Origin of the sequence: Kitasatospora sp. NPDC001539 (assembly GCF_040298565.1) — a bacterium.
Classification (GTDB): domain Bacteria; phylum Actinomycetota; class Actinomycetes; order Streptomycetales; family Streptomycetaceae; genus Kitasatospora.
Window position 1 is genome coordinate 1 of the sequence record NZ_JBEPAK010000471.1, and the last position, 1,693, is coordinate 1,693.

Here is a 1,693-nt window from a genome sequence, read left to right on the forward strand (position 1 = left end):
CGGCTGGGCCCCGCCCGCGGGGGGGCGGGGGGGGGGGGCCCATGTCCGTACCAGTGCATGTCCGTACCAGTGCATGTCCGTACCACTGCGCACCCGCGACGATTCACCCGGATCGCCGGGGCGATCGGGTGAACACGCCCAGGACTCCACCCGAAGGGCGCACAGTCCGTAGCGGCGCCGCCACGCTCCGGTGGCAACCGCTCCCCCGGTGGTTGACGGTGGATCAGGCGCCATCGTCCGCGAGTCCCCTGTCCGGCACCGTGCCGGCGGTCGCGGACCCTCGCGCCGGAAGGATCATCCTCATGCGTTCTGCACGCACTCTGCTCGCCGGGGCGGCCGTCGCCGCCGTCCTCACCGTCGGCACTCCCATGGCCTTCGCCGACGGCTCCTCCGACCAGGGCAAGAACCTCACCTGGCAGGAGAAGCAGCCCGACAAGGGCGCCTCCGAATCCTCGAAGGGCTACGACGACAAGAAGCCCGGTGGCGGCGCCTCCGAGGAGAAGGGCTCCGGCGAGCACAAGGGCACGGAGAGCAAGGGCACCGAGAGCAAGGGCTACGACGGCAAGGGTTACGAGGGCAAGGAAGAGGAGCACCAGAGCCCGCACGGCGGCGTGCACACCGGCGGCGGCGGGCTGGCGCTGTCCGGCGGGGGCCTGGCCTCCGGCGCGGTGCTGCTGCTCGGCGGCCTCGGGGCCGGCGCCCTCGCGCTGCGCCGCGGGCGGCGTGCGGCCGGCACCGCGGCCGTCTGATCCCGCCACTGCCGCCTCCGGGCGCCCCACTCCCTTCCCCGGGGGTGGGGCGTGCGGGGGCGGCGCACCGTTGCGGAACCGGATCCGGTGCAGGCGGCGGTCACGGCGGCAGGGGCCGTCAGGCGGGTCGGACGGCCCGGCTGCTCACCCGGGTCGACGGCCCGGCGGGTCGGACGGCCGAGCGGCTCGCCCGGTTCGGCGGAGGACTTCTAGCGGAGGACAGGAATGATGGGCGCTCCCGGCGCTGGAATGCCCCGGCTGCTGCAGGCGGGGATGGGCGCGGCAGCGGTCGGGCTGCTGCTGATCTACAACTCGGTGGACACCCGGCCGGGTGACGACGACTCCCCCGCCGGCCAGTCCGCTCCCCCGGCGGCCGCCGCACCCGCCGTCCCGGGGCAGGCCGCGGCGGCGGCCGCGAAGGCGTCCCCGGCGGCGCCTGGCGCTCCGGCGCTGAAGCGGTCCAAGCCGACCCGGCTGCGGATCCCGCAGATCGCGGTGGACGCGCCGTTCACCGAACTCACCCTCAACCAGGCCGGCCAGCTCAACGCGCCGCCGCCGGACGACAAGAACCTGGTCGGCTGGTACCGGGACGGCGTGACCCCGGGCGAGCGCGGCAGCGCGGTCGTCGCCGGCCACGTCGACACCACCAAGGGCCCGGCGGTGTTCCTGCTGCTGAGCCTGCTGCTGCCGGGCAACAAGGTCGAGGTGAGCCGGGCCGACGGCACGGTCGCGGTGTTCACGGTCGACTCCGTGGAGACCTTCGCCAAGGACGCCTTCCCCGACCAGAAGGTGTACGGGAAGACCCAGGACGCCCAGCTGCGGCTGATCACCTGCGGCGGCACGTACGACAAGAAGCGGCGGGATTACCTGGACAACGTCGTGGTCTTCGCCCACCTGGAGTCCTCGCACAAGGCCTGATCCCGGGCACGCCCGAGCGGGCCCCG

2 protein-coding genes are annotated in these 1,693 nt (G+C 74.4%); both read left to right on the top strand.

The genetic code is table 11. The features are described 5' to 3' along the window. The first annotated feature begins 302 nt into the window (after positions 1-302). Positions 303-749, top strand: a complete 447-nt coding sequence (locus tag ABT247_RS33350; protein ID WP_350750338.1) for a hypothetical protein — start codon at positions 303-305, stop codon at positions 747-749. A gap of 228 nt (positions 750-977) precedes the next feature. Then, positions 978-1,667 carry a class F sortase gene (locus ABT247_RS33355; protein WP_350750340.1) on the top strand — a complete coding sequence of 230 codons (690 nt, stop codon included), beginning with the start codon at positions 978-980 and terminating at the stop codon, positions 1,665-1,667. Positions 1,668-1,693 lie beyond the last annotated feature (26 nt).

Coding starts and splice junctions, on each gene's coding strand:
- ABT247_RS33355 (WP_350750340.1), top strand. CDS start 978: ATGGGCGCTCCCGGCGCTGGAATGCCCCGGCTGCTGCAGGCGGGGATG.
- ABT247_RS33350 (WP_350750338.1), top strand. CDS start 303: ATGCGTTCTGCACGCACTCTGCTCGCCGGGGCGGCCGTCGCCGCCGTC.